This window comes from Streptomyces sp. STR69, assembly GCF_024519455.1.
GTDB lineage: Bacteria > Actinomycetota > Actinomycetes > Streptomycetales > Streptomycetaceae > Streptomyces.
Genome location: NZ_JALJRY010000016.1, coordinates 13,515 through 35,155, shown reverse-complemented (window position 1 = coordinate 35,155; position 21,641 = coordinate 13,515). Strand labels below are relative to the sequence as shown.

15 protein-coding genes are annotated in these 21,641 nt (G+C 67.7%); 12 read left to right on the top strand and 3 right to left on the bottom strand.

Features of this window, described 5'->3' with window-relative positions; translation table 11 throughout:
* The first annotated feature begins 196 nt into the window (after positions 1-196).
* The 3 genes from OC490_RS28075 (at position 197) to OC490_RS28065 (ending at position 2,926) form a co-directional block, all read left to right on the top strand.
* Positions 197-511 carry a hypothetical protein gene (locus OC490_RS28075; protein ID WP_262060807.1) on the top strand — a complete coding sequence of 105 codons (315 nt, stop codon included), beginning with the start codon at positions 197-199 and terminating at the stop codon, positions 509-511.
* A 178-nt stretch (positions 512-689) separates the two neighbouring features.
* Complete coding sequence (gene femX, locus OC490_RS28070; protein ID WP_262060806.1) at positions 690-1,811, top strand: peptidoglycan bridge formation glycyltransferase FemX; 1,122 nt, start codon at positions 690-692, stop codon at positions 1,809-1,811.
* A gap of 83 nt (positions 1,812-1,894) precedes the next feature.
* Entirely contained in the window at positions 1,895-2,926 is a 1,032-nt protein-coding gene (locus OC490_RS28065) for an alanine racemase (protein WP_019073376.1), read from the top strand.
* 81 nt (positions 2,927-3,007) lie between these two features.
* Here OC490_RS28065 and OC490_RS28060 read toward each other — a convergent pair whose 3' ends face one another.
* Positions 3,008-4,516 carry a glycosyltransferase family 87 protein gene (locus OC490_RS28060; protein WP_262060805.1) on the bottom strand — a complete coding sequence of 503 codons (1,509 nt, stop codon included), beginning with the start codon at positions 4,514-4,516 and terminating at the stop codon, positions 3,008-3,010.
* A 128-nt stretch (positions 4,517-4,644) separates the two neighbouring features.
* A complete protein-coding gene (locus OC490_RS28055) occupies positions 4,645-6,891 on the bottom strand; it encodes a transglycosylase domain-containing protein (RefSeq protein ID WP_262060804.1) in 2,247 nt (748 codons plus the stop codon).
* Between the two features lie 741 nt (positions 6,892-7,632).
* Between OC490_RS28055 and OC490_RS28050 the strand changes: the two genes are divergently transcribed.
* The 4 genes from OC490_RS28050 (at position 7,633) to OC490_RS28035 (ending at position 11,462) form a co-directional block, all read left to right on the top strand.
* Entirely contained in the window at positions 7,633-8,319 is a 687-nt protein-coding gene (locus OC490_RS28050; protein WP_262060803.1) for a PadR family transcriptional regulator, read from the top strand.
* Positions 8,320-8,363: 44 nt separating this feature from the next.
* Positions 8,364-9,446 (top strand): inositol-3-phosphate synthase, encoded by a 1,083-nt coding sequence (locus OC490_RS28045; protein ID WP_262060802.1) that lies wholly within the window; start codon positions 8,364-8,366, stop codon positions 9,444-9,446.
* A gap of 75 nt (positions 9,447-9,521) precedes the next feature.
* The gene (locus tag OC490_RS28040) at positions 9,522-10,799 is read left to right on the top strand and encodes an MFS transporter (RefSeq protein WP_262060801.1); all 1,278 of its coding nucleotides are present in this window, start codon (positions 9,522-9,524) and stop codon (positions 10,797-10,799) included.
* Positions 10,800-10,919: 120 nt separating this feature from the next.
* Positions 10,920-11,462, top strand: a complete 543-nt coding sequence (locus OC490_RS28035) for a hypothetical protein (RefSeq protein WP_262060800.1) — start codon at positions 10,920-10,922, stop codon at positions 11,460-11,462.
* A gap of 110 nt (positions 11,463-11,572) precedes the next feature.
* On the opposite strand, the gene OC490_RS28030 is transcribed toward OC490_RS28035, so the two are convergent.
* Positions 11,573-13,039 (bottom strand): CCA tRNA nucleotidyltransferase, encoded by a 1,467-nt coding sequence (locus tag OC490_RS28030; RefSeq protein ID WP_262060799.1) that lies wholly within the window; start codon positions 13,037-13,039, stop codon positions 11,573-11,575.
* A gap of 258 nt (positions 13,040-13,297) precedes the next feature.
* Between OC490_RS28030 and OC490_RS28025 the strand changes: the two genes are divergently transcribed.
* From OC490_RS28025 to OC490_RS28005, 5 genes are all read left to right on the top strand, one after another.
* Positions 13,298-15,700 carry a DUF6049 family protein gene (locus tag OC490_RS28025; protein WP_262060798.1) on the top strand — a complete coding sequence of 801 codons (2,403 nt, stop codon included), beginning with the start codon at positions 13,298-13,300 and terminating at the stop codon, positions 15,698-15,700.
* A gap of 46 nt (positions 15,701-15,746) precedes the next feature.
* Entirely contained in the window at positions 15,747-17,999 is a 2,253-nt protein-coding gene (gene murJ, locus OC490_RS28020) for a murein biosynthesis integral membrane protein MurJ (RefSeq protein ID WP_262060797.1), read from the top strand.
* A gap of 117 nt (positions 18,000-18,116) precedes the next feature.
* On the top strand, positions 18,117-19,835 hold the full coding sequence (locus tag OC490_RS28015; protein WP_262060796.1) for a protein kinase family protein: 1,719 nt from the start codon (positions 18,117-18,119) through the stop codon (positions 19,833-19,835).
* A gap of 27 nt (positions 19,836-19,862) precedes the next feature.
* Positions 19,863-20,588, top strand: a complete 726-nt coding sequence (gene sigM / locus OC490_RS28010) for an RNA polymerase sigma factor SigM (RefSeq protein WP_262060795.1) — start codon at positions 19,863-19,865, stop codon at positions 20,586-20,588.
* Positions 20,585-21,529 carry a hypothetical protein gene (locus OC490_RS28005; protein WP_262060794.1) on the top strand — a complete coding sequence of 315 codons (945 nt, stop codon included), beginning with the start codon at positions 20,585-20,587 and terminating at the stop codon, positions 21,527-21,529. The genes sigM and OC490_RS28005 overlap by 4 nt, the downstream gene beginning before the upstream one ends.
* The last annotated feature ends 112 nt before the right edge of the window (positions 21,530-21,641 follow it).

Below are 21,641 nucleotides of genomic sequence, written 5' to 3'. Positions count from 1 at the left end.
AGTAAAACAGCCGCCACTGACATCGGGGCCCCTTGCGGGGATTCCGATCCGTGACGACGTGGGCAGACACCAGTGCAGAGGGTACAGAGTACCCGCACACCGGCTTCCGGTTGAAATCCGGTGGCGGAGAGCGTCAATCTGTACACATCGGGTGTGTCCGGCGCGACGACGCGCCGCCTTCCGCAGGAGGTGCCACATGGCACAGGCATTGCGACCCAACACCGCCGGTTCCCTTTTCGCGACGGACGGCAAGCCCCATCCGCTCCAGGACACGCTGCTCGCGGTGACCCTGGTGCTCGGAGTGACGGCGTTCACCACGTCGTTCTTCCACAGCCTGCATCTGCTCAGCTCATGGACCGGCCTGGTGGGGATCCTCACCGGCGCGTACGGACAGTGGATCTCGGAGACGACGAGGGAACGCTTCGGCCTGATCCTGGGTCTCGGTGCCGCGGGTGTCGGATTCTTCCTCGGCATGGCGCACGGCGGACTGTTCGGTGGCGTCATCAACTGACACTCCGGCATCGCGGTCCGAACACCGCGTAAAACACCACGGAACGCCTCGGCGACCCACAGGCCGAGGCGAAGGTTGCATACGCCCAGTCGGGGCGCTCGCACGGCGCAGTAGGCTTCGGCGCGAGAGCCGGAGCCCCTGTACCCATGGGGACACACCAGCCCGAGGAGCGCCCCGAATGAGCCTGACCCTGAGGACCATCAGCCGAGAGCAGCATCTGGCATTCATCCAGAGCCTGCCGTCGGCTAGCCACATGCAGGTCCCGGCATGGGCTGATGTGAAGGCGGAGTGGCGCTCCGAGAACCTCGGCTGGTTCGACGAGAAGACCGGCGAGCTGGTCGGCGTGGGCCTGGTCCTCTACCGCCAACTCCCCAAGATCAAGCGCTACTTGGCCTATCTGCCCGAGGGCCCGGTCATCAACTGGTTCGCGCCGAATCTGGACGACTGGATCCAGCCGATGCTGGCCCACCTCAAGCAGCAGGGCGCCTTCTCGGTGAAGATGGGCCCGCCGGTCATCATCCGGCGCTGGGAGGCCACTTCCATCAAGGCGGGCATCCAGAACCCGGACGTGAAGCGGCTGCGTGACATCGAGGCCGACTACATCGAACCGCGCGCCTTCGAGGTGGCCGACAAGCTGCGCCGTATGGGCTGGCAGCAGGGCGAGGACGGCGGCGCCGGCTTCGGCGATGTCCAGCCGCGCTACGTCTACCAGGTGCCGTTGGCGAACCGCTCGCTCGAAGAGGTCCACAAGAACTTCAACCAGCTGTGGCGCCGCAACATCAAGAAGGCCGAGAAGGCCGGTGTCGAGGTCGTCCAGGGCGGCTACCACGACCTTGAGGAATGGCAGCGGCTGTACGAGATCACGGCCGTGCGCGACCACTTCCGGCCCCGCCCGCTGTCGTACTTCCAGCGCATGTGGACGGCCCTCAACACCGAGGACCCCAACCGCATGCGGCTGTACTTCGCCCGCCACAACGGGGTGAACCTGTCGGCGGCGACGATGCTCGTGGTCGGCGGACACGTCTGGTACTCCTACGGCGCCTCCGACAACATCGGGCGTGAGGTCCGGCCCTCGAACGCGATGCAGTGGCGGATGCTGCGTGACTCCTATGCACTCGGCGCCACCGTGTACGACCTGCGCGGCATCTCCGACTCGCTGGACGAGACCGACCACCTCTTCGGTCTGATCCAGTTCAAGGTGGGCACCGGCGGGCAGGCCGCCGAATACCTCGGCGAGTGGGACTTCCCGCTGAACAAGCTGCTCCACAAGGCGCTCGACATCTACATGTCGCGCCGCTGACCCGACGGTCCTCGCTTCGATAGCGTCGACAGCTCTCATACTCCTGATACACCGCAGCCACCCGAAAGGTTCCAGGTCCGGCCATGGCGCTCACGCTCTACGTCGACACTGCGCGCTGGCGGGCGCACCACAAGCACGTGGCCGAGCAGTTCCCGGGGCTCGTCCCGGTCTGCAAGGGCAACGGCTACGGCTTCGGGCACGAGCGGCTCGCGGAGGAGGCGACGCGTCTGGGCGCGGACGTCCTCGCCGTCGGCACGACGTACGAGGCCGCCCGGATCAAGGACTGGTTCGGGGGCGACCTGCTGGTGCTGACGCCATACCGCCGCGGTGAGGAGCCCGTTCCGCTGCCGGACCGGGTGATCCGTTCGGTGTCGTCCATCGACGGTGTGTACGGCCTCGTGGGCGCCCGTGTGGTCATCGAGGTGATGTCCTCGATGAAGAGACACGGCGTCAGCGAGCAGGAACTGCCCCAGCTGCACTCGGCCATAGAGAACGTCCGCTTGGAGGGCTTCGCCATCCACCTCCCGCTGGACCGCACCGACGGCTCGGACGCCGTCGAGGAGGTCATCGGCTGGATGGACCGGCTGCGTGCCGCGCGGCTGCCGTTGCACACGATGTTCGTGAGCCACCTGAAGGCCGAGGAACTCGCCCGGCTGCAGCAGCAGTTCCCGCAGACCCGTTTCCGGGCCCGCATCGGCACCCGGCTGTGGCTGGGGGACCACGAGGCCACCGAGTACCGCGGGGCGGTCCTGGACGTCACGCGGGTCTCCAAGGGCGACCGCTTCGGCTACCGGCAGCAGAAGGCGGCCTCGGACGGCTATCTGGTGGTCGTGGCGGGCGGTACGTCGCACGGGGTGGGCCTGGAGGCACCCAAGGCACTGCACGGCGTGATGCCACGCGCCAAGGGCGTCGCCCGCGCCGGCCTGGCCACGGTGAACCGGAACCTTTCTCCGTTCGTCTGGGACGGCAAGCAGCGCTGGTTCGCCGAGCCTCCGCACATGCAGGTCTCGATCCTGTTCGTGCCCTCGGAAGCGGCCGAGCCGAAGGTCGGCGAGGAGCTGGTGGCCCATCTGCGGCACACCACAACCCAGTTCGACCGCATCGTGGATCGCTGAGCCTCCCCGGAACAGCAGAAAGGCCGTACACGGAAGGTTCCGTGTACGGCCTTTCGCGTGTCCTGGCCAGGCTCTGTTCGCTCAGAGCGAACGGTCGGCCGACCCCTCGCCGCCCCATTCCACCTGCGGTCCGTCGAAGGGGGCCGCATGCCGTCCGGGACGGGCCGCGGCCCCGAACACGAACACGTCCTCCGCCCGGTCGAGCACCCCTCCCGAGGGGTCGTCGTCGCCCGCCAGGCGCACCACGTCCCGCTCCGGCATGAGGATGTCGCGCACGATCACGGCGCACAGGTAGAGCGTGCCCAGGAGGTGCAAGCCGATGGCCCAGTGATAGCCGTCGGTCGGCAGGCCCTTGTGGGCGTCTCCGCTGGTCGTGTACGCGAGGTACATCCAGATCCCCAGGAAGTACGCCACCTCGCACGCCTGCCAGATCAGGAAGTCCCGCCACTTCGGCCGGGCCAGCACGGCCAGGGGGACCAGCCACAGCACGTACTGCGGCGAGTAGACCTTGTTGGTCAGGATGAACGCCGCGACGATCAGGAAGGCCAGCTGAGCGAACCGCGGCCGGCGTGGAGCGGTCAGCGTGAGCGCCGCGATGGCTCCGCAGCACAGGAGCATCAGCAGGGTGGCGAACGTGTTGACGGTGTCGGTGCTGAGCGGGTCGGTGGAGTTCTGGGCCAGGATCAGCCAGAACGACCCGAAGTCGACGCCCCGTTCCTGGCTGAACGTATAGAACTTCGACCAGCCGTCGAAGGCGAAGAGCATCACCGGCAGGTTCACCGCCAGCCAGGCGACGGCGGTTCCGCCGAACGCCTTCCCGAAGTCCCGCCACTTGCCCGCACGCCAGCACAGCAGGAACAACGGGCCGAGGAGAAAGACGGGATACAGCTTGGCGGCCGTGGCAAGGCCCAACAGGACGCCGAAAGCGAGGGAACGGCCCCGGGACCACATCAGCATCGCCGAGGCCGTCAGAGCGACGGCCAGCAGGTCCCAGTTGATGGTGGCGGTGAGCGCGAAGGCGGGAGCCAGGGCGACCAGCAGTCCGTCCCAGGGCCGGCGAGCGTGCGTGCGGCTGACGCATACGACGATGACGGCGGCGCACACCATCAGCATCCCGGCGTTGACCATCCAGTACCACTGTTCCTGGTGCTGGATGCTGCCGCTGCCCGGTGTGAGCCAGGCGGCCACCTCCATGAACACACCCGTCAGCACCGGGTATTCGAGGTACTGCATGTCGCCGGGGAGCTTGTCGAAGTACGGGACGAGCCCGTCGGCGAAGCCGCGCCCCTGGTACAGGTGCGGGATGTCCGAGTAGCACGCGTGCGTGTACTGCGAACTCGCGCCGAAGAACCAACCGCTGTTGTAGCAGGGCGCCTTCTGGACCAGGCCGAGGGCGAACATACCGATCGCCACCAGCGCGACGACCCGTACGGGAGTCCACCAGGACGTCCCGAGGAGGGCGCGCCGGCCGATAGGGCCACCGATCAGTTCGCTGCCGGCGGCGGCGACCTGGTCAACCTTGGTCGGCCTTACCGGATCCGGCTCGTGCACGCTCGTGGGCGTCAGTTCTGCACTGGGCATGGGGCACATCCTGCCGTACACACCTAGGAGTACGCCGAGGGCCGCCGCAACCTGGTGGATGCGACGGCCCCTGTTTCACGTGAAACCGTCCACGATGGGTGTTTCACGTGAAACACCCATCGTGGACGGTATGGCGGCTAACCGGTTGAGCCTCCGAAGAAGCCCCCATTGCCGTTGCCGTTATTGGTGCCGCTGGACTCCGTCGCAGTAGCCGTGTCCGTCGGTGTGGACGTCGTGCCTCCGTCGGTGCCGCCATTGTCACTGCACTGCCAACTGAACCGGCAGGACTCGGATGCCGATGGCGTCGAACTCGGTGTTTCACTGGGCGTCTCGCTCGGTGTTTCACTGGGCGTCTCGCTCGGCGTCACCACGGGCGTCGGAGAGGGAGACGGTGCGCCGTCCTCGTTCTGAACCTTGTCGATCTTGGTGGCGTCCGGGAAGCCCAGGTCGGACTTCCCCTTGAGTGCGGCCTCCATGTACTCGGTCCAGATCGATGTCGGGATGTCACCACCATGGATGGAGGCGACCCCCGCCGTACCGTTCATGGAGAGCAGTTCGGCGTCCTTGGGGTTCTCCCTGAACATCGCGATCGAGGTCGAGAGCTGCTGGGTGTAGCCGACGAACCAGGCCGACTTGTTGCTGTCGGTGGTACCGGTCTTGCCGGCCGCCGTGCGGCCCAGAGCCTTGGCGTTCTTGGCCGTACCGTTCTGGATGACGTTCTCCAGGGTGTCCGTGACGTTGTTCGCCACGTTCTCCGGCATCGCCTGCTTCACAACGGGCTTGCTGAAGCCGGACACCGGCTGCCCGCCATGCTTGACGGCCGTCACCGAGTACGGGTCCGCCTGCTTGCCCGAGGCGGCGAACGTCGCGTAGGCGTCGGCCATCCGGATCGCGCTGGGGGTCGATGTACCGATGGCGAACGACGCGTTGAGGTCCTTCGCCATGCTGCCGTCCAGGATGCCCGCCGACTTGGCGACGGCCTTCACCTTCGTCATCCCGACGTCCATACCGAGCTGCACGTACGGCGTGTTGATGGACTGCTCCATCGCCTTGCGGAGCGTGATGTAGCCCCAGGGATAGTTGCTCTCGTTGTTCTGGTAGAAGATCGAGTTGTCCTTGTTCAGGACGTACGAGCCGTCCTGGTTTCTGACCTTGAGATGGTCGTCGCCGTTGTACTTGCTGAGCGGCGAGATACCGACACCGTCGGTCTTGTACGTGCCGTACTCCATGGCCGCGGCGAGCACGAACGGCTTCCAGGTCGAGCCCACTGGGACACCCGAGGTGTCGGCGTTGTTGGTGAAGTGGCCGTTCTCGTAACCGTCACCTCCATAGAGGGCGACGATCGCTCCGTCCTTCGGCGTCACCGACGCCGCGCCGAACTGGACGTACTTGTCCAGACTGCGCTTCTTCGGGTCGATGCGCTCATTCTGGATCTTCTTCACGGCCGCGCTCAGCTCGTTGACCTTGTCCTTCTGGAAGGTCGTGTAGATCTGGAAGCCGCCCTGGTCGAACTCGGTCTGCGAGATGTTCGAGTGGCTCAGGACGTACTTCTTGGCCGTGTCGACCAGGTAGCTGATCTGGCCGGTCATGCCCTTGGTCGCCTTCAGGCCCTGGGGCGTGGGGTACTTCTTGATGGCCGTCTGGTACTCGGCGTCCGTGATGCGCTTGTCGTCGTGCATCTGCTCGAGGATCCAGCTCCAGCGGGCCTCGGAGCGCTTGCGGTTGGCGGCGGGAGTGGCCGCGGAGTCGATGTTCGTGGCGCCGATCGGGTCGTAGTACGTCGGCCCCTTCAACAGGGCGGCCAGGAAGGCACACTGACTGGGCGTCAGCTTGACCGCGTCCACGCCGTAATAGGTCTGCGCGGCGGCCTGTATGCCGTAGGCGCCGCGGCCGTAGTACGAGGTGTTCAGGTAGCCCTGGAGGACCTGCTCCTTGCTGAGCGACGTCCCGACCTTGATGGAGATGAACATCTCCTTGAACTTACGGCTGACCGTCTGTTCCTGGCTCAGGTAGGTGTTCTTGACGAACTGCTGGGTGATCGTCGAACCACCCTGCGTCTCACCGCCCCGGGCCATGTTGACCAGGGCCCGGGCGATACCCATGGGGTCGACGCCCGAGTCCGTGTAGAAGCTCTTGTTCTCGGCCGAGATCACCGACCACTGCATGGCCTTGGGGATCTGATCGATGGTGATGTTCTGACGGTTCGCCCCGGTGCCCGTGGCGACCATCTGGTCGCCGTTGGCCCAGTAGTAGACGTTGTTCTGCGACTTGGCGGCGGTGTTCTCGCTGGGGATGCTGACCATCGCGTAGCCGACACCGACCGCGGCCACGAGGCTGCCGAAGAACAACAGGGACAGGCCGGAGACAAGCCGCCAGGAGGGCATCCAGCGGCGCCATCCGTACTTGTCGAAGCGCGGATAGTCGATGAACCTCTTCTTGCCGGGCGCGGGACCGCGTCCTCTGCCCCGGCCGGGCCCGTTCGGGCCACCGGGACCGCGGCCTGCCGGCTCGGCCCCTCTACGACGGCCGCCGCCTCTCTGCGTGGCCCGACGGGCTTCGGCACGGCTGCCGTACTGGCGGTCGTCACCCCCCGCATCGGCGGGGTTGGACCCATAGGAATCGGATGGAGACCCGGTGGTGGCGCCTCGCGGTGCCGCGCGGCGGCCGGAGGTCGGTCCGGACTGGCCGCGTCGGTCCGCGGCACGTCCGCCTCCCTGCGGCTGCGGCGGTTTGCGACGGTGCTCGCTCATCGAACGATTACTCCTCGGGCAGGCGCACCCGTGCGCGCCTGGAAACGGCGGCTGGTTTCCGGTCCCCCCGAAGTACGGATGTGGTCGGTTCTGCATTCATCCGTACCGCACCGGGGACGTTGACGCCCCCACGCGTCACTTGGTTCCCGGTGGTGTGCATGCCGCACAGACTACGCACCGTCAAAACCTGCTTAGCCCCGAAGTTCACCCCAAATCAGGCAACTTGCTTCCAACGAATCAGTGATGTGACGCCGCTCACCATCTCCCCACTTGTCGCATCCGGAAGGCCGTTCTATCGTCTGGATGTATCGAGTCGATACATCAGCTCGGCATAAAGACCGTCATGGTCGGACCGCGGACAGGGAGGAGGCGACGATGAGCCGGCGCTCCGGCATCCTTGAGTTCGCCATCCTCGGCCTTCTCCGCGAATCCTCGATGCACGGCTATGAGCTGCGGAAACGACTCAACACATCACTGGGTGTGTTCCGTGCGTTCAGCTACGGGACGCTCTATCCCTGCCTCAAGACGCTGGTCGCCAACGGCTGGTTGATCGAGGAGTCGGGGAACACTCCTGAGGACGCCCTCACGGCCACACTCGCCGGGCGTCGCGCCAAGATCGTCTACCGGTTGACGGCGGAAGGTAAGGAGCACTTCGAGGAGCTGCTCTCGCAGACGGGGCCCGACGCGTACGAGGACGAACATTTCGCCGCTCGTTTCGCCTTCTTCGGGCAGACGTCACGCGACGTACGCATGCGCGTACTGGAGGGCCGCCGCAGCCGGCTGGAGGAGCGTCTGGAGAAGATGCGTGCCTCCCTGGCGCGGACCCGGGAGCGCCTCGACGACTACACCCTTGAGCTCCAGCGCCACGGAATGGAGTCCGTGGAGCGCGAAGTGCGCTGGCTGAACGAGCTCATCGAGAGTGAGCGGGCCGGACGTGACCTGAAGGGTCCCGTTCCGGACGGCACCGCTCAGCAGGACAGCACATCTGGGGAGTCGGGCGGCCTGCCCCGGCTCGGGGGTGCCACCCCCGGGCCGGATCCGTCCGATGACACCACCACATGAGGTCCAGTCAGGGCCTCACCTCGCACACACAGGGAGCAACCGGAATGGGTTCGGTTCGCGTAGCCATTGTCGGCGTGGGCAACTGCGCCGCCTCACTGGTACAGGGCGTCGAGTACTACAAGGACGCCGATCCGGCGGCCAAGGTCCCGGGTCTGATGCACGTCCAGTTCGGCGAGTACCACGTCGGTGACGTCGAGTTCGTCGCCGCGTTCGACGTCGACGCGAAGAAGGTCGGACTCGACCTCTCCGACGCCATCGGTGCCAGCGAGAACAACACCATCAAGATCTGCGACGTCCCGAACAAGGGCGTCACGGTCCAGCGCGGCCACACCCTCGACGGCCTGGGCAAGTACTACCGCATGACGATCGAGGAGTCCGCCGAGACCCCGGTCGACGTGGTCCAGATCCTCAAGGACAAGCAGGTCGACGTCCTCATCTGCTACCTGCCCGTCGGCTCCGAGGACGCGGCGAAGTTCTACGCCCAGTGCGCCATCGACGCCAAGGTCGCCTTCGTCAACGCCCTCCCGGTCTTCATCGCCGGCACCAAGGAGTGGGCGGACAAGTTCACCGAGGCGGGCGTCCCGATCGTCGGCGACGACATCAAGTCGCAGGTCGGCGCCACCATCACGCACCGCGTGATGGCGAAGCTGTTCGAGGACCGCGGTGTCCGCCTTGAGCGCACGATGCAGCTCAACGTCGGCGGCAACATGGACTTCAAGAACATGCTGGAGCGCGACCGCCTGGAGTCCAAGAAGATCTCGAAGACGCAGGCCGTCACCTCACAGATCCCGGACCGCGACCTGGGCGAGAAGAACGTCCACATCGGCCCGTCGGACTACGTCCAGTGGCTCGACGACCGCAAGTGGGCCTACGTCCGCCTCGAAGGCCGTGCCTTCGGCGATGTCCCGCTGAACCTGGAGTACAAGCTGGAGGTCTGGGACTCCCCGAACTCCGCGGGTGTCATCATCGACGCCCTGCGCGCCGCGAAGATCGCCAAGGACCGCGGCATCGGCGGCCCGATCCTCTCCGCGTCGAGCTACTTCATGAAGTCCCCGCCGGTCCAGTACTTCGACGACGAGGCCTACGCCAACGTCGAGAAGTTCATCAAGGGCGAGGTCGAGCGCTAGGACCCGCCGGGTTGGTCGTCGAGGGTCCCCGGGGCATTCCGCCCGGGGACCCTCCTCGTATGTGAGGCTGTGCCCATGGCCGTCGTCCATGACCTGCGCGTCCTTCTGCGCTTCCAGGGCTTCCGGCACCTGCTCGCCGTGCGGCTGCTCTCCCAGGGCGCGGACGGCGTCTATCAGGTCGCACTCGCCACCTACGTCGTCTTCTCCCCGGAGAAACAGACCTCGGCCACCGCGATCGCCTCCGCGATGGCGGTCCTGCTCCTCCCGTACTCCCTCATCGGCCCCTTCGCCGGCGTCCTCCTGGACCGCTGGCGCCGCCGCCAGGTCTTCCTCTACGGCAACCTGCTGCGCGCCCTGCTGGCCGCGCTGACGGCCGTTCTGATGGTGAGCCACGTCCCGGACTGGCTCTTCTACGTCTCCGCGCTGTGCGTCACCGCCGTCAACCGCTTCGTCCTCGCCGGTCTGTCCGCCGCACTCCCTCGCGTGGTCGACGACGAACGGCTCGTCCTCGCCAACTCCCTTTCCCCCACGGCCGGAACGCTGGCGGCGACCGCGGGCGGCGGCCTCGCCTTCGTCGTCCGGCTGCTGGTCGCGGACACCGACGCCACGGTGGTCCTGCTGGGCGCGGCCCTGTATCTGTGCGCGGCCCTCACCTCCTTGCGCATGGCCCCCGAACTCCTCGGCCCCGACCTCGCGTTGACCCGCCCCCGACTGACATCAGCCCTCGCAGGCACCGCCCGGGACCTCAAAGCGGCGCTACGGCATCTCGCCGCACCGCAGCGCCGGGAAGCGGTCCGGGCTCTCCTTGCGATGACACTGATGCGCTTCTGTTACGGCGCCCTGACGGTCCTGCTGCTGATGCTCTGCCGGTACGCCCTGTCGTCGACCCCGGACGGCGGACTGCGCCTGCTGGGGCTGGCGTTGGGGGTTTCCGGCGCCGGCTTCTTCGTGGCGGCCGTGGTGACACCCTGGGCCGCCGGACGACTCGGCCCCGGCCGCTGGATCGCCGTGTGCGCCGCGGGCGCCGCGGTCCTGGAACCGGCCCTCGGCCTCCCGTTCACCACCGCCCCGATGCTGGCGGCGGCCTTCGTCCTGGGCCTGACCACACAGGGCGCGAAGATCGCCACGGACACGATCGTGCAGTTCTTGGTGGACGACGGCTTCCGCGGCCGGATCTTCTCCGTCTACGACGTGCTGTTCAACGTCGCTTTCGTCGGCGCGGCGGCGATGGCCGCCCTGGTACTGCCGCCGGACGGCCGCTCGGTGACGCTGGTGGTCACGGTCGCCGTTATCTACTCGACGGTTGCTGCGGCTATGGCCCACTTTGAGCGCCGAAAAGTGTCACATCACTGATACGGAGTCGATCCGGGTCACGGCGGTGTCAGTGGGTGCCGGTAACTTACGTGCGTCTTACTTCGCACCATGCCGCGTGCCATACCGCGTCATGCGCCCACGTTCCAGGGGGGACCCCAAATGACAACTCCGCCGCCTCAGGGCCCGAACCCATACGCCCAGGGCCAGCAGCCCTACGGCCAGCCTCAGCAGCAGGCTCCGTACCCGCCGCAGGGCCAGGCCCCGTATCCGCCCCAGGGCGGCTACCCGCAGCAGCCCGGCCAGCCCGGATTCCCGCCCCAGGGCGCAGCCCCGTACGCTCCGGTCCCGCCGCAGCCGAGGCGCCGGTTCAGCCCCAAGCTGATCCGGCTCGCCATCATCATCGTGATAGGTATCGGCGCCGCCATCTACGGCGTCATATCGAGTCAGAACGACCCCGACACGGCAAAGGTCGGCGACTGCATGCACCGGGGCAGCACCAGCGACACCAACCCGGACCTCAAGGTCGTGAAGTGCAGCGACGCGAAGGCCCAGTACACGGTACTGGCCAAGATCAGCGGCAATTACTCCGCGAGCGAGGCTGACGCCAAGTGCTCGGCAGCCGCGAAGGACTTCCAGTACTCGTACACCGAGAGCGGTGACGGCAGTGACTTCCTGCTCTGCCTGAAGGACTACAAGAAGTAAGGCAGTTGCAGCGCGGGGCGGTGTCTCATGTTTCACGTGAAACATGAGACACCGCCCCCGATGCTGTCCGGGGTCATGTTTCACGTGAAACATGACCCCGCTCGATGGCCTCAGCTCTCCGAGGCCCACCAATCCTTGAGTGCGGCCACCGCCGCCTCATGCTCCATCGGCCCGTTCTCCAGCCGCAGTTCCAGCAGGAACTTGTAGGCGCGGCCGATGACCGGCCCCGGTGTAACGCCCAGGATCTCCATGATCTGGTTGCCATCGAGGTCAGGACGGATCGAGTCCAGCTCCTCCTGCTCCTGAAGCTGCGCGATGCGTTCTTCCAGCCCGTCATACGCACGGGACAGTGCGGCAGCCCTGCGCTTGTTCCGTGTGGTGCAGTCCGACCGGGTCAGCTTGTGGAGTCGGCCGAGAAGCGGGCCGGCGTCACGGACATAGCGCCGGACAGCCGAGTCGGTCCACTCGCCTGTGCCGTAGCCGTGGAAACGCAGGTGGAGTTCGACAAGATGCGAGACGTCCTTCACCAGCTCGTTGGAGTACTTGAGCGCCAGCATGCGTTTCTTGGTCATCTTCGCGCCGACCACCTCATGGTGGTGAAACGAGACCCGGCCGTCGTTCTCGAAGCGGCGGGGGCGCGGCTTGCCGATGTCGTGCAGCAGCGCAGCCAGCCGGAGGGTCAGGTCGGGACCGTTCTCCTCCAGTTCGATCGCCTGCTCCAGCACGATCAGCGTGTGTTCGTAGACGTCCTTGTGCCGGTGGTGCTCGTCGCTCTCCAGGCGCAGGGCAGGCAGCTCGGGCAGGACATGGTCGGCGAGACCGGTGTCGACGAGCAGCGTCAGGCCCTTGCGGGGGTGGGCGGAGAGGATCAGCTTGTTCAGTTCGTCCCGCACCCGCTCGGCCGAGACGATCTCGATCCGCCCGGACATCTCCTTCATCGCCGTGACGACCTCGGGGGCGACCTCGAAGTCGAGTTGCGCGGCGAAGCGGGCCGCCCGCATCATCCGCAGGGGGTCGTCCGAGAAGGACGCCTCGGGAGTACCCGGGGTACGCAGCACCTGGGCCGCGAGGTCGCCGAGACCGCCGTGCGGGTCGATGAACTCCTTCTCCGGGAGCGCGACAGCCATCGCGTTCACCGTGAAGTCGCGCCGGACGAGGTCCTCCTCGATGGAGTCGCCGTACGACACCTCGGGTTTGCGCGAGGTCCGGTCGTACGCCTCCGACCGATAGGTGGTCACCTCGATCTGGAACCGCCGGTCGATGTCTCCGACGCGGGCGTCCTTCTGCACCCCCACCGTGCCGAAGGCGATCCCGACCTCCCAGACGGCGTCCGCCCACGGACGGACAATCTTCAGTACATCCTCGGGCCGCGCGTCCGTCGTGAAGTCCAGGTCATTGCCGAGCCGGCCTAGCAGCGCGTCACGAACCGAGCCACCGACCAGGGCAAGAGAGAACCCGGCCTCCTGGAAACGGCGGGCGAGGTCGTCGGCGACGGGAGCCACCCGCAGCAGTTCGCGCACCGCGCGCTGCTGCACCTGGCTCAGGGCACTGGGGTTGTCTTCGTTGGCGTTCGGCACAACAGAAAAGGGTACGTGGCCCGGGCGACCGTGAGCGCCTCCATTAAACGTCCACGGACATGTCCACTGATAACCATTCAAGAACAGCCCTTACGACGTTCCTTATCGCTTCCCTTTATACGTACACATACAGGACGCACCGATATCGATCTGCGATCTTGTGGAGCAGTCCGCGGCACTTCCCCTCAGCGCGCATCGTTACCATGCGTGGACGCACATTGCGACGACCACTGACGATGACGAGGGACGGGCGAGCGCGTGGCCGAGGCGGCAGACTTCCAGGGGACGTGTCCCTCACCTGCCCGCCGGTGGCTGCGGCGCACCGGCGCACTGCTCGCCGGGGCGCCTCTGCTGGCCGGCCTCCTCCAGATGTCCGTCGCCGCGCCCGCCGGTGCGACCGAGCAGACCTCCGCGCGAGCCGCCTCCGGTTCGCAGACGGTGTCCGTCTCCGTGGACACACTCACCCCCGGCATCCCCACGGACGGGGACACGCTGACCGTCTCCGGGACGGTGACGAACAACGGCAAGCAGGCGGTCACCGACGCCCACGTAGGCCTGCGCCTGGGACAGGCGCTGAGCACCCGCTCGGCGATCGACAGCGTCGCCCAGCGCACCGACTTCGTCCAGGGTGTCGACGGCTCGGAGATCGACGACAAGTACACACAGAAGTTCTCCAAGCTCACTCCGGGCGTCGCCGAACCCTTCACCCTCTCCGTCCCGGTCGACAAGCTGGACCTCGGCGACGACGGCGTCTACCCGCTCGGTGTCTCGCTCTCCGGTCAGACCTCCGCCCAGCCGTGGGACCAGGTCCTGGGCATCCAGCGGACATTCCTGCCGTGGCAGCCCGACGACGCGGACACGAAGACGAAGACGACGTATCTGTGGCCGCTCGTCTCCACCGTCCATATGACGGCACAGACAGGTTCCAATGAACAGCAGACGCCGGTCTTCCTCAACGACGACCTCGCCAAGGAGATCGCCCCGGGCGGCCGGCTCGACCAGATGCTCTCGCTCGGCAAGGACCTCGACGTCACCTGGGTGATCGACCCGGACCTGCTGGCCTCCGTCGACGCAATGACCCGCAGCTACAAGATCCAGGGCGACGGCGACACCACCACGACCGGCACCCACCAGGCGGTCGCCAAGGCGTGGCTGGCCGCACTGCAGTCGGCGGTGGCGGGCAAGGAGGTCGTGGCCCTCCCCTTCGCCGATCCGGACCTGGCGTCCCTCGCCCACAACGGCACCAGCGTCACCGGCTCGCTGAGCCACCTCAAGGACGCCACGGACGTCGCCGCGACCACCGTGGAAACGGTGCTCCACGTGACACCGACCACCGACTTCGCGTGGCCGGTGAGCGGCGCCGTGGACCCGTCGATCATCAAGGTCGCCACCTCGGCCGGAGCCGACAAGGTGATCGCCCGCAGCGACAGCCTCCAGGAGACCGGCGGCCTGCCGTACACGCCCTCCGCGGCCCGACCCATCGGTGGCGGAACGACGGCGGTGGTCGCCGACGCGCGCCTGTCGACGGCGTTCGAGGGCGATCTGACGAAGGCTGGGGCGGCCACGCTCGCCGAGCAGCAGTTCCTGGCCCAGAGCCTGGCGCTCGACCTGCAGACGGACAAGCAGCGCAGCGTCGTCGTCGCCCCGCAGCGCATGCCGACCGCGAGCCAGGCCCAGGCGATGGCCGAGGCACTGACCACCCTTCAGGGCAGCACCTGGACCGAGTCGCAGGATCTCGCCGCGGCGGCCAAGGCCAAGCCGGACCCGGGTGCCACCACGAAGATCCCGTCGTCCTCCAGGTACCCCTCCTCACTGCGCAAGCAGGAGCTGCCGAGGTCGGCCTTCGAGGAGATCGCGACCACTCAGGACAAGCTGGACAACTTCCAGGTGATCCTCAGTAACGAGTCCCGCGTGGTGACCCCCTTCGGGCGGGCCATGAACCGCGAGATGTCCACGTCGTGGCGCGGAATGGCCGGCGAGGCGGAGAACTTCCGCCAGAGCGTGCTGGGCTATCTCGACGACCTCACCGATCAGGTCAAACTGATCGACAAGTCCGAGACCAAGCTCTCGGGCCGCAGCGCCACAATCCCTGTGACCGTGCAGAACAACCTGGTGCAGGGCGTCGGCCATCTGATCCTGCGCCTCACCTCGACGAACCCCACGCGCCTCAAGATCGGCGGCGAGGCCTACGCGGAGCAGCGGGTCACGGTCAACGGCGGGCACAGCCAGTCGATCAAGTTCACCACGACGGCCAACGCCAACGGCAAGGTGGGCGTGGTCGCCCAGCTGTACACGGAGGACGGCCAGCAGTACGGGCAGGCCGTCCGGTTCGACGTGAAGGTCACCGAGGTCACGGCCACCGTCATGCTGGTCATCGGCGGCGGTGTCCTGCTGCTCGTCCTGGCCGGCTTCCGGATGTACACCCACCGCAAGCGCGCCGTCGCCCGCCAGGCCAAGGAGGAGGGCCCCGAGGGGCCCGATGACGGGGCGGCCGAGGATCGCGACGGGCCGGGGAGCCCCGAGGACCCCCAGGACCGTCTCAAGGAGGAGTCCGGCACTCCGTCCCGGGCAGACGACCCGGAGCAGCCGAGTGACCCGACACCGGACACCGCACCGGAAAGCGCCGACCCGTCCGGCACGGGTGAGAGAGTGGACCGTTGAGCGATGTCGTGGCCGGTGGGCCCGGGGACGATGAGGTGGGGTAACCATGAACGCGCCGTACGACGGTGACCGCGGTCAGGGCGCGGGCGGCTCGGGCTACCCCGAGGGTCCGCCGCCCGAACACGGCCAGGTGCCGCCGCAGCCCCCCGCGGACATGTACCTCCAGGACGCCTACGACCAGGATCCCTACCGGGCGCAGGACCTCTCCGCCCAGGACCCGGTCGCCGAGGCGCTCTACGACCGCGCCGCCCACCCCCCGCCGCCTCCGGGCACCTACCAGCCGCAGCCCCCGCTCTATGCCCAGCCGCCCCAGTCCCCGTACGCCCCCGACCCCCGTGTGTGGGCGCAGACCCCGGCGCCCGAGCCCGAGGGTCCGACCCAGTACCTGCCCTACGGCGACGATGCGCGCACGACCCAGTTCGTGGGCGTCGACGACCTGGTGACAGGGGCCGGCGAGGACTATCAGGAGCCGGACGCCTTCGCCCATCTCTTCCGGGACCAGGGCCAGGGCGGCGGACGCCCGTCGATGGATCCCCCGGCGGTCCCCGGCCCGTCCCCGGCACCGCCCTCGGGCCGGGCACCCGTCGCGCCGTCCCCGGCGCCGATGTCCGACGCCACGATGCAGCTCACCCCGACGGCACCCGCGCCGTCGGCCGCTCCCAAGAAGGGCGGGAAGGCCGGCGGGCTCCTGAAGTCGAGTGCCGTGATGGCGGCGGGCACGATGGTCTCCCGCCTGACCGGCTTCGTACGCTCCGCACTGATCGTCTCGGCCCTCGGCGTCGGCCTGCTCGGTGACACCTTCCAGGTCGCCTACCAGCTGCCGACGATGATCTACATCCTGACCGTCGGCGGCGGACTCAACTCCGTCTTCGTGCCGCAGCTCGTGCGCGCCATGAAGGAGGACGAGGACGGCGGCGAGGCGTTCGCCAACCGGCTGCTGACCCTGGTCATGGTGGCGCTGGGCGCGCTGACCGCGCTCGCGGTCTTCGCGGCCCCCCTCCTGGTCCGCCTGCTGTCGGTGAAGGTCGCCAACGACCCGGCCGCCAACGAGGTCGCCGTCACCTTCACCCGCTACTTCCTGCCCTCGATCTTCTTCATGGGCATCCATGTGGTGATGGGCCAGATCCTCAACGCACGCGGCAAGTTCGGCGCGATGATGTGGACCCCGGTCCTGAACAACGTCGTCATCATCGTGACGCTCGGCATGTTCATCTGGGTCTACGGCACCGCGGCGAACTCCGGCATGCAGGTCACGACGATCCCACCGGAGGGGCAACGACTCCTCGGTATCGGGGTTCTCCTCGGCCTCGTCGTCCAGGCCCTCGCGATGATCCCGTATCTCCGGGAGACCGGCTTCCGGCTGCGGCTGCGCTTCGACTGGAAGGGCCACGGCCTGGGCAAGGCCGCGATGCTCGCCAAGTGGACGGTCCTGTTCGTCCTGGCCAACCAGGCGGGCGCGCTGGTCGTCACCCAGCTCTCCACGGCCGCGGGCAACGACACGAAGGTCGACGGCACCGGATTCGCCGCCTACGCCAACGCCCAGCTGATCTGGGGTCTGCCGCAGGCGATCATCACCGTGTCCCTGATGGCCGCCCTGCTGCCGCGCATCTCGCGCTCGGCCGCCGAGGGCGACGGAGGCGCCGTCCGCGACGACATCTCCCAGGGCCTGCGGACCACGGCCGTCGCGATCGTGCCCGTCGCCTTCGGCTTCCTGGCACTCGGCATCCCGATCTGCACCCTCATCTTCGGCTCCTCGGGCACCAGTTCAGCCACGAACATGGGCTTCATGCTGATGGCCTTCGCCCTCGGCCTGATCCCGTATTCGGTGCAGTACGTCGTCCTGCGTGCCTTCTACGCCTACGAGGACACCCGGACGCCCTTCTACAACACCGTCATCGTCGCCGCGGTCAACGCGGGCGCCTCGGCGGTCTGTTACTTCGTGCTCCCGGCCCGCTGGGCCGTGGTGGGCATGTCGGCCTCGTACGGCCTCGCGTACGCGACCGGTGTCGGTGTCGCCTGGAACCGGCTGCGCAAGCGGCTCAACGGCGACCTGGACGGCGCTCGGGTGCTGCGGACGTACGCTCGGCTCTGTATCGCCTCGGTGCCGGCCGCACTGCTCAGTGGTGCGGCCTGCTACGGGATCGGACATACGCTCGGCCAGGGTGTCGTCGGCTCGTTCGCCGCGCTTCTGGTGGGCGGTGCCGTACTGCTCGGAGTCTTCTACGTCGCCGCACGTCGCATGCGTATCGAGGAGCTCAACTCCCTCGTCGGCATGGTGCGCGGGCGCTTGGGGCGCTGAGGCGGGGCACATGCACAACCATCGTCCGCCCCTGTGTGTCGTGCATAGCGGCAGACTGTGGGCACAATTGGTTTCGGCGTCGGACAGCGTGCAACGGATGGGGAGGCAGGAGCGGCGGTGGCGGAACGGAGCACGGCTGCCGTCGACGTGGCAGACAACAGCGGCGACGAGCCGCTGACCGCCAAGGCGGACCAGTCCACGGCCGACGGGGTGGCCCAGAACCCGGAGCGGGACACGGACAGCGACGAGGCACAGGGGAGTGGCGGGATCGAGGAAACCGAGAAGGCCTCACCTCCCGAACTGCACAGCGGGCACAAGCTCGCCAGACGCTATCGCCTCGAAGAGTGCGTCACCCGTCTGGACGGCTTCAGCAGTTGGCGCGCGGTGGACGAGAAACTCCGCCGTGCCGTCGGCGTGCACATCCTGCCCGCGGACCATGCGCGGGCCCGCTCGGTGCTGGCCGCGGCCCGTTCCTCGGCGTTGCTGGGTGATCCCCGTTTCGTCCAGGTCCTGGACGCCGTGGAGGAGAACGACCTCGTCTACGTCGTGCACGAATGGCTGCCCGACGCCACGGAACTGACGGCGCTTCTGGCGCCCGCCCCACTGGAGGCGCACGACGCCTACCAGATGGTCAGCCAGATCGCCTCGGCCATGGCCGCCGCCCACCGCGAAGGCCTCGCCCATCTGCGCCTGAACCCGAACGCGGTGCTGCGCACCTCGTCCGGCCAGTGGCGCATCCGGGGCCTGGCCGTCAACGCCGCACTGCGCGGCATCAGTTCGGACACCCCGCAGCGCACGGACACGGAAGCGATCGGCGCCCTGCTGTACGCGGCGCTCACCCAGCGCTGGCCGTACGAGAGCGACGCCTACGGCCTGTCCGGACTGCCCAAGGGCGTCGGTCTCATCGCCCCCGACCAGGTGCGCGCGGGTGTCCACCGAGGTCTCTCGGAGCTCGCCATGCGCGCGCTCGCCAACGACGGTGCCACGGCCTCCCGGCACGAATCGGCGTGCACCACTCCGGAGGAGCTGGTGAAGGCGATCGGTGAGATGCCCCGCATCCGCCCGCCGGAGCCCGCGTTCACCGCGCCTCCCGAATACCAGCGCACGACCTACCAGCAGGGCACGTACGGCCGCCCCGCGCCGCGTCCCGGTGCCACCCAGGCGGTGCCGACCCCGCCGCCCCCGCTGCAGAGCCGCACCGGCAAGGCCCTCAAGTGGGCCGTGTCCGCGCTGCTGATCGCCGCGCTGGGCCTGGGCAGTTGGCAGCTCGCGGACGCTCTGATGGATCAGGGCAACAAGTCCGAGGACACGAAGCAGACGCAGACGTCGGACGGGAACGACAAGAGCGGCGGCAAGACCAAGCCGGCCGCCGCCATAACGATCGAGGGCGCGAAGGAGTACGTCGCGAGCGGGGACGCCCAGGCACCGGACGACGTCGCCAAGACCTACGACGGTGACAGCACCACCTACTGGCGGACCAAGCGCTACAACTCCGGCCCGAAACTGGCGCCGTACAAACCCGGCGTGGGTATTGTCTACGACCTCGGTTCGGCCAAGAAGATCTCGGCCGCTTCGATAGGGCTCCGGTACACCGGCAACCACACGACGATCCATCTCTACGCCACCGACTCGCTGACCCCCTCAACGGGAGTCGACAGCATGACCGAGATCGGAACCGCCACCACCAGCGGAACCTCTCTCACGGTGAAAGCGACGAAATCGTTGAAGACGCAGTACGTACTGTTGTGGATCACCGATGTGCCGATGGCGCCCAGCGACGGGTACAGCGGTGCCGGCTACAAGCAGGCCATCACCGACGTGAAGTTCACGGGCTGACGTCTCACCGGAGGGGGAGGGGGTCTGATGGCGGAAGGCGCCGGATACGACGGCACGAGCGATCAGGATCTGCTCGCCCGTCATGTCGAAGGCGACCCGGACGCCTTCGGTGAGCTCGTACGGCGTCACCGGGACCGTCTCTGGGCCGTGGCCCTCCGCACGCTGGGCGACCGCGAGGAGGCCGCTGACGCGGTCCAGGACGCCCTGGTCTCCGCCTACCGGGCCGCCCACACCTTCCGCGGCCAGTCGGCCGTCACGACGTGGCTGCACCGGATCACCGTGAACGCCTGCCTGGACCGCGCCCGCAAGGCCGCCTCCAGGAAGACGTCCCCGGTCGACGACACCGAACGACTCGAACAGCTCCTGGAGCCGCACGAGTCGGCCGCCGCCCCGGCAGAACGCAACGACCTGCACCGCCAACTGCTGGAAGCCCTGGGCACCCTCCCGCCCGACCAGCGCGCCGCGCTCGTCCTTGTGGACATGCAGGGCTACCCCGTCGCGGAGGCCGCTCGCATCCTCGATGTGCCGACGGGCACGGTGAAGAGCCGCTGCGCCCGCGGTAGAGCCAGACTGCTTCCGCTCCTCACCCATCTGCGGCCGGAAAGAGCCGCTGACGACGAGGAACCGGGCGCACGACGGAACCGGGCGCAGGGGACATCCGTCCCACCGGCAGCGGGACCACGCGAATCGGGTCCCAGGGATGCAGGGCCGAGCGATTCAGCTGTTGTGAAGGGCGGAGGTGGGCGAGCGTGACATCCACGACGGACACGGCCGGGCACCCGGACGTCGCGGAGATCTCCGACCTCACCGAGGGCCTCCTCCCGCCGTCCCGGACGACCGAGGTACGACACCATCTGGACGAGTGCGAGCTCTGTGCCGATGTCCATGACTCGTTGGAGGAGATCCGGGGACTGCTGGGCACACTGCCCGGCCCGCCGAGGATGCCCGCAGAGATCGCGACCCGTATCGACGCGGCGCTCGCCGCGGAGGCTCTGCTTGGCGCCACCGCCCCGGAGACCCTGAGCGCACCGACATTGGTGAGCGCGTCCCGATCGGTGTCCGGCGAGGACACCGGGACGCATGTTTCACGTGAAACATCGCCTCCGGCAGACCGGCCGTCAGGGCGTGCGCATGCGGCGACCGGTCCTGGACGCAAGGACCGGAGTCGCAGCGGTCGCCGCGGGAGGATTGTCCTGGGAGCCGTGTTCACCGCGGCCGTTCTCGGAGCGGGTTCCCTGTTCCTCCAGTCGCTGGGCGACCACAAGACGTCCGACGCGGCTCATGGGAATCCGACCAGCACCGCAGACACGTTCTCGAAGGGGAAGTTGGAGAGCGAGGTCGCGGATCTTCTCTCCAAGAAGACCGCCACGAGTCGGGGCCCCGGCACCGGGGAGCCCTGGAACGCCGCAACTGTGCCGGACGGTCCGAAGTCCTCTGTCAAGACCCCCCAAACCCTGATCCAGCCCTCCAGCACTATCCCGAACTGCATCAGGCAGGGCATCAACCGCGGCAACGAAGATGTACTCGGTGCCAAGAAGGGCACCTACAACGGGAACGCCGCGTATCTCGTGGTGCTGCCCGATGCCTCCGACAGCACCCGGGTCATGGCCTATGTCGTCGACGCGGCCTGTGTCAGTGGGCAGACATCCACCCCTGGCAAGCTTCTTCTGAAGCGGTCGTACCCGCGTTCCTGACTTCGGACGTCTCATCGCCGACCGGCGCGGTACTTCCCTCCGGTGTGCCGTCTCCGTGTGCCCGGACACACCGGGAATGCGGGCCCCGTAGGATCCGTTGGGTGGGGTGGAG

Coding starts and splice junctions, on each gene's coding strand:
- OC490_RS28075 (WP_262060807.1), top strand. CDS start 197: ATGGCACAGGCATTGCGACCCAACACCGCCGGTTCCCTTTTCGCGACG.
- femX (WP_262060806.1), top strand. CDS start 690: ATGAGCCTGACCCTGAGGACCATCAGCCGAGAGCAGCATCTGGCATTC.
- OC490_RS28065 (WP_019073376.1), top strand. CDS start 1,895: ATGGCGCTCACGCTCTACGTCGACACTGCGCGCTGGCGGGCGCACCAC.
- OC490_RS28060 (WP_262060805.1), bottom strand. CDS start 4,516: ATGTGCCCCATGCCCAGTGCAGAACTGACGCCCACGAGCGTGCACGAG.
- OC490_RS28055 (WP_262060804.1), bottom strand. CDS start 6,891: ATGCCCTCCTGGCGGCTTGTCTCCGGCCTGTCCCTGTTGTTCTTCGGC.
- OC490_RS28050 (WP_262060803.1), top strand. CDS start 7,633: ATGAGCCGGCGCTCCGGCATCCTTGAGTTCGCCATCCTCGGCCTTCTC.
- OC490_RS28045 (WP_262060802.1), top strand. CDS start 8,364: ATGGGTTCGGTTCGCGTAGCCATTGTCGGCGTGGGCAACTGCGCCGCC.
- OC490_RS28040 (WP_262060801.1), top strand. CDS start 9,522: ATGGCCGTCGTCCATGACCTGCGCGTCCTTCTGCGCTTCCAGGGCTTC.
- OC490_RS28035 (WP_262060800.1), top strand. CDS start 10,920: ATGACAACTCCGCCGCCTCAGGGCCCGAACCCATACGCCCAGGGCCAG.
- murJ (WP_262060797.1), top strand. CDS start 15,747: ATGAACGCGCCGTACGACGGTGACCGCGGTCAGGGCGCGGGCGGCTCG.
- sigM (WP_262060795.1), top strand. CDS start 19,863: ATGGCGGAAGGCGCCGGATACGACGGCACGAGCGATCAGGATCTGCTC.